General features: G+C 68.7%; 4 protein-coding genes and 2 pseudogenes. 3 read left to right on the top strand and 3 right to left on the bottom strand.

Features of this window, described 5'->3' with window-relative positions:
- From HLK59_RS47495 to HLK59_RS47485, 3 genes and pseudogenes are all read left to right on the top strand, one after another.
- Positions 1–232, top strand: a pseudogene (locus tag HLK59_RS47495) (xylose isomerase); the annotation flags it as partial.
- Positions 229–1,617, top strand: coding sequence for a nucleotide pyrophosphatase/phosphodiesterase family protein (locus tag HLK59_RS47490; protein WP_171147906.1), 1,389 nt, complete (start codon positions 229–231; stop codon positions 1,615–1,617). The pseudogene HLK59_RS47495 and the gene HLK59_RS47490, both read left to right, overlap by 4 nt.
- 114 nt (positions 1,618–1,731) lie before the next feature.
- Positions 1,732–2,772 carry a sugar phosphate isomerase/epimerase gene (locus HLK59_RS47485; RefSeq protein WP_171147905.1) on the top strand — a complete coding sequence of 347 codons (1,041 nt, stop codon included), beginning with the start codon at positions 1,732–1,734 and terminating at the stop codon, positions 2,770–2,772.
- A gap of 82 nt (positions 2,773–2,854) precedes the next feature.
- Here HLK59_RS47485 and HLK59_RS47480 read toward each other — a convergent pair whose 3' ends face one another.
- From HLK59_RS47480 to HLK59_RS51740, 3 genes and pseudogenes are all read right to left on the bottom strand, one after another.
- Entirely contained in the window at positions 2,855–4,243 is a 1,389-nt protein-coding gene (locus HLK59_RS47480; protein ID WP_171147904.1) for an OFA family MFS transporter, read from the bottom strand.
- Between the two features lie 48 nt (positions 4,244–4,291).
- Positions 4,292–5,683: an OFA family MFS transporter gene (locus HLK59_RS47475; protein ID WP_171147907.1), complete on the bottom strand. Its 1,392-nt coding sequence runs from the start codon at positions 5,681–5,683 to the stop codon at positions 4,292–4,294.
- A 124-nt stretch (positions 5,684–5,807) separates the two neighbouring features.
- Positions 5,808–5,983: pseudogene (locus HLK59_RS51740) on the bottom strand (formyl-CoA transferase); the annotation flags it as partial.

Raw genomic sequence — 5,983 nt, 5'->3', positions numbered from 1 at the left:
CCAGGCCCCGCCCCTCACCTCCCCGCTCCCCGTCCTCAGGGCCGCGCTGAGCCGGCTGGTCGGCGGCCCGCACCCGCTCACCCGTCACCTGGAGGTCGAGACCTACACCGGGCAGGCCCTCCCACCCGAGCTCCGACCCCGCGGCCGCACCCAGCTCGCCGACGGCATCGCCGCCGAACTCACCCTCGCCCGCGACCTGTTGACGGACCTCGGCCTGAAGGAGCTGCCATGACCCGCCCCGACGGCCCCACCCCGCTCCTCGTCCTCGACGTCGTCGGCCTCACCCCCCGTCTCCTCGACCACATGCCCCACCTCAAGACCCTCGCCCTTGCGGGCTCCCACGCCCCTCTCGACACCGTCCTGCCGGCCGTCACCTGCGCCGCCCAGTCCACCTTCCTGACCGGCACCCACCCGGCCGGGCACGGCATCGTCGGCAACGGCTGGTACTTCCGCGACCTCGGCGACGTACTCCTGTGGCGGCAGCACAACGGCCTGGTCGGCGGCGACAAGCTCTGGGACGCCGCCCGCCGCGCCCATCCCGGCTACACGGTCGCCAACATCTGCTGGTGGTACGCCATGGGCGCCGACACCGACATCACCGTCACCCCCCGCCCGGTCTACTACTCCGACGGCCGCAAGGAACCCGACTGCTACACCCGCCCCCCGGCCCTGCACGACGAACTCACCGCGAAGTTCGGCACCTTCCCCCTCTTCCACTTCTGGGGCCCCGGCGCCGACCTCGTCTCCAGCCGCTGGATCATCGACGCCACCCGCCACATCGTCAGCACCCGCCACCCCGACCTGACCCTGTGCTACCTCCCGCACCTCGACTACGACCTCCAGCGCTTCGGCCCCGACGACCCCCGCTCACTGAAAGCGGCCGCCGACCTGGACCGGGCCCTGGCCCCGCTGCTGGACGACGCGCGCGCCCAGGGCCGTACCGTCGTCGCGCTGTCCGAGTACGGCATCACCGCGGTCAGCCGCCCCGTCGACATCAACCGCGCCCTGCGCCGCGCGGGACTGCTGGAGGTGCACACCCAGGACGGCATGGAGTACCTGGACCCGATGGCCTCCCGGGCCTTCGCGGTCGCCGACCACCAGATCGCCCACGTCTATGTGCGCCGCCCCGAAGACCTGGAGGCGACCCGGGACGCCCTCGCCGGACTCCCCGGCATCGAGCGGCTCCTGGACGACGAGGGCAAGAAGACCCACCACCTCGACCACCCGCGCTCCGGAGAGCTTGTCGCCGTCGCGGAGCCGGACGCCTGGTTCACGTACTACTACTGGCTCGACGACGCCCGCGCGCCCGACTTCGCGCAGCTCGTCGAGATCCACCGCAAACCCGGCTACGACCCGGTCGAACTCTTCATGGATCCCCGCGACCCCTACGTCAAGGTCAAGGCGGCCACCGCGCTGGCCCGCAAGAAGCTCGGCCTGCGCTACCGCATGGCGGTCGTGCCCCTGGATCCGTCACCTGTGCGCGGCAGCCACGGCCGCCTCCCCGCGAGCGACGACGAAGGTCCGCTTCTCATCTGCTCCACCCCCCGTGCTGTAGGCGACCGTGTCGCGGCCACCGACGTGAAAGCGCTCCTGCTCCGACTGGCCGGAATCGGCTGATCGGTCCGGCCCACCGGTCCACCCCACCGGCCGCGCACGACCGCTCTCCTCCGACTGGTCACCAGTGAAGCACCCGCCACTGACAACGCCCTCCGACACCGAGGAGTCCCAGGCATGAGCCGCATCTCCCAGCCCGACCCCGAACTCGCCCACCGCCTCAGCAGACGAGGCATGCTCGGTGTCGCCGCCGGCGCCACCGCCGCCGCGCTGGTGGGCGCGGCCACCGCCCCCGCCGCAGCCGCCACCCAGGCCGCGGGCGGCGGCGCCGGCCGCGGCCGTCCCGTCCTGCCGCCCGGCCGGCTCGGCATCCAGCTCTACAGCCTGCGCGACAAGGTCTCCACCCTCGGCTTCGCCCCCGTCTTCGCCGAACTGGCGAAGTACGGCTACGACGAGGTCGAGTTCGCCGGATACACCCAGGGCTCGGCCGGCCCGATCACCCTCGCCCAGCTCAAGCGGCTGGCCAGGAACCATGGCCTGAACCCGATCGGCAGCCACGTCGGCTACTACTCCGACGACCCGAACGCCTACACCTTCGCCCAGAACCTCACCAAGGTCCTCGACGACGCCCAGGCCCTCGGCCTCAAGCACATCGGCACCGCCTCGGGACCGTTCCGCTACGGCTCCACCGTCGACGCCTGGAAGCGCGCGGCGGAGGAGTTCAACACCTACGGCGCCGCCGCCAGGGCACGCGGCATGAAGTTCTACCAGCACAACCACTCCGAGGAGTTCTCCTTCGCCACCGACAACCCCAAGGTCCGCCTCTACGACGTCCTGCTCGCCGAGACCGACCCCGACCTGGTGTTCCTGGAGATGGACATCTTCTGGGCCTACTCGGGCCAGTTCCGCTTCTCCAAGCGCCCCGACGGCACGGCCGCGCCGTTCGAGCCGCTGGACTACGTCCTCAGGCAGCCCCACCGCTACCCGCTGTTCCATGTCAAGGACGGTGTGAGCGACCCCGCGAACACCTACGGCTATCGCATGACCGACGTGGGCGACGGGGACATCGACTACCGGCGGTTCATCTCCGCCGTGACCAGGCTGCGCGGTGAGCGCTTCGCCCACCACTGGCAGGCCGAGCACGACCAGCCGACGGAGTCCTTCACGTTCGCGCGGCGCTCCAGCGAGCACCTCCACTCGCTGCGCGAGAAGTGCTGACCGGCCGACCCCGCACAGGTACCCCGCGCGCGTGAGGAGGCCCTCCCGGAATCCGGGAGGGCCTCCTCACGCGCGCGTGCCGTCAGCCGGCGGGTTGCGGCACCGGAGTCCGCCCGGGCTGCCGCAGCAGCAGGGCGATCACCGCGGCCACCATGGAGACGGCACCGGCCAGGGCGTACGCCCCGTCGTAGCCCCAGGCGGCGACCACCATGGAACCGAGTCCGCCGCCGAACAGACCGCTGATCAGCTTGCCGCTGTACACCAGCCCGTAGTTGGAGGCGTTGTAGTTCTCCCCGAAGTAGTCCGGGGTGAGCGCCGCGAACAGCGGGTAGAACGCGCCGCCGCCGAAGCCGGAGAGGAAGGCGAAGAACAGGAACAGTGCCTCGCTCCTCACGTCGCCCGCCCAGATCACGCCGAACTGGGCCAGGCCCAGCACGACGATGACGAACACCAGGGTGGACTTGCGGCCCCACTTGTCGGACAGCCAGCCCACGACACCCCGGCCGATGCCGTTGATGACCGCCATGACACCCATCGACGAGGCCGCCACCAGCGGGCCGAAGCCCACCTCCTTGGCGTAGTCGACCTGGAAGGAGATCCCGAAGATCGACACCCCCGCGGTCAGCACGATGGAGAGCCACATCAGGGGGAGCATGCCGGTCCTGATGGCCTCCTTGGGTGTGTACTGCTTCACCGCCGGAGGGTTCTTGGCCAGGCTCGTCGCGTTCCTCGCGTCGCCGGAGAACGTCAGCGGATCGATGTCCGCGGGCCACCAGTTCTTCGGTGGGTCCTTGAAGAAGAACGCGGACCCCAGGACCACGATCATGATGTAGCAGCCGATCAGGTCCAGGACCCGGTGGTAGTTCGCGGTGTCGAAGCCGTAGTTGAAGATGAAGATGAACGGCAGCGATCCGTACGCGAAGCCTCCGTTGACGAACCCCGTCCTGGCTCCCCGGCGTTCGGGGAACCACTTGCCGACCATGTTGATGCAGGTCGCGTAGACGAGCCCGGCGCCGATCCCTCCGACGACGCCGAAGCCCAGGATCGCCAGCCAGACGTTGCCCAGGTGTGAGAGGGCGAGGAATCCGACGAGGCACAGACCCGAGCCGATGTACATGGCGCTACGGGCCGTCAGCACGCCCTTCTCCCGAAGCCAGCCCGCGGGGAAGGCGATGCCGGCCTGGAAGAAGACCCAGACGCTGAGGATCCAGAAGGTGTTGCTCTGCGTCCAGCCGTGGGCGTGGGACAGGGTGTCCTCCGCCGAGCCGTACGCGTACTCGAAGACACTGATGGCCATCATGGCGATCCACGGCAGATACACCATGAGCTTGCGCGAGTGACCGAGGATGTCCCGGTCGGTCTCGCCCACGCGGTAGACGCGGCCGCGCGCGTCGGTCACTTCTCGGTAGGGACGGTGTGCGGCGTCGGGGTGGGTCGACGAACTGTTCGTGGCTAGGGGATCTGCCGTCATTGCAGGGCGATTCCTTCGTGTCAGGCCATGCGTGTCAGACGATGCGGGTCAGGCCATTTCCTCGCCGAGCGGCTGCGGGTTGGGAGAGACGCCACGGCTGGTCCGCGGGGTACCGGGCGCCTTCAGGAACACGGCCAGGACGGCGGAGCACAGACCGATGGTTCCGGCCAGGACGAACGCGCCCTCGTAGTCCCAGGCACCGACCACGACCGCGCCCATTCCGGAGCCCACGAGGCCCGAGATCAGCTTCGAGCTGTAGACCATGCCGTAGTTGGAGGCGTTGTTGTTCTCCCCGAAGTAGTCCGCCGTCATGGCCGCGAACAGCGGGAAGATCGCGCCGCCGCCGAAGCCGGAGACCATGGAGCAGAAGAGGAAGAACGGCATGCTGCCCATCTGGCCGGAGATCAGCACACCGAACTGGGCGGAGCCCAGCACCAGACACACGATGATCAGGGTGTTGCGGCGCCCGTAGCGGTCGGAGATCCAGCCGATGACTCCGCGCCCCGTGCCGTTGACGATGGCCTTCAGGGACATCGCCGTGGCCACGATCCCGCCCGCGAAGCCCATGTCCTTGCCGAACGGCACCTGGAAGGCGATACCGAAGATGTTGATGCCGGCCGTGCACAGCAGGCAGAACCACATCATCCACAGAACGGGCTGACGAGCGGCCTCCTTCGGGGTGTACTGCTTGGGCGACGGCGGGTTCTTCTCCAGCGCCCGGCGGATCTTGGGGTCCTCGGTGACCTTGAGCGGGTCGACCTGCGCGGGCCACCAGTTCTTCGGCGGGTCCTTGAAGAACCAGCCGGCGGAGGCCACGACCAGGCACAGTCCTACGCCCACACAGGCGAGCACGACCTGGTAGTTGCTCAGGTCCATGTACGAGGTGAACAGGAACACGAAGGGCACCGAGCCGTAGGCGAAACCGCCGTTGACGAAGCCGGTCTTGCCGCCCTTGCGCTCCGGATACCACTTGCCGACCATGTTCACGCAGGTCGCGTAGACGAGACCGGCGCCGATACCGCTGCACATGCCGAAGCCGAAGTAGGCCACCAGCACGTTCGGCGCGAACGCCAGCGAGACGTAGCCGAGCATCGTGCCGACCGCGCCGATCATCATCGCCGTACGGGCGGGCAGTTTGCCGCTCTCGCGCAGTTGTCCGGCGGGGAAGGCCACGGCCGCCTGGAAGAACACCCAGACGCCCATCAGCCAGAAGATGTGTCCGCTGCTCCACAGGTGAGCCTCGTGGAGCGTCTCCTCCGCCGACGTGAACGCGTACTCGGCGGAGCTGATGCCCATCATGCCGATCCACGGCAGGATGACCATCCATTTGCGTCGGCGGCCCATGATGTCGACATCGGACTCACCGATGCGGTACACGCGGCCGTTGTGGTCCGTCACCTCCCGGTACGGGACGGACGTCGAGTAGTCGATGGTTGTCATCTCGGTCAAGCACTCCTTGCGTCGAAAGATCTGGCCAGCGCCCCCTGTCCAAATTCCTTTCGTGCGCGCACGGATCATGGGGCCGGCCGACGCGCACCGTCGGCGGCTCCCGTGCTCAGTCAGGTCACCTGATCACCCCGCTCGCTCTGAGGAGCTGCAACTCTTCATCTCCCAGGCCGAGTTCGCCGATGAGGATTTCTTCGGTGTGCTGGCCCAGCAGGGGCGGGGTGGTGATGTGGGTGGGGGAGTCGGAGAGTTTGGGGGGCTAGCCGACGGTGTTGAAGCGGACGCGCTCGGGAT

It is taken from the genome of Streptomyces sp. S3(2020), from assembly GCF_013044505.1.
Classification (GTDB): domain Bacteria; phylum Actinomycetota; class Actinomycetes; order Streptomycetales; family Streptomycetaceae; genus Streptomyces.
Note: the sequence above shows the minus strand (reverse complement) of the source record. Positions and strands in the feature narration are given on the sequence as shown.

Coding starts and splice junctions, on each gene's coding strand:
- HLK59_RS47485 (WP_171147905.1), top strand. CDS start 1,732: ATGAGCCGCATCTCCCAGCCCGACCCCGAACTCGCCCACCGCCTCAGC.
- HLK59_RS47475 (WP_171147907.1), bottom strand. CDS start 5,683: ATGACAACCATCGACTACTCGACGTCCGTCCCGTACCGGGAGGTGACG.
- HLK59_RS47490 (WP_171147906.1), top strand. CDS start 229: ATGACCCGCCCCGACGGCCCCACCCCGCTCCTCGTCCTCGACGTCGTC.
- HLK59_RS47480 (WP_171147904.1), bottom strand. CDS start 4,243: ATGACGGCAGATCCCCTAGCCACGAACAGTTCGTCGACCCACCCCGAC.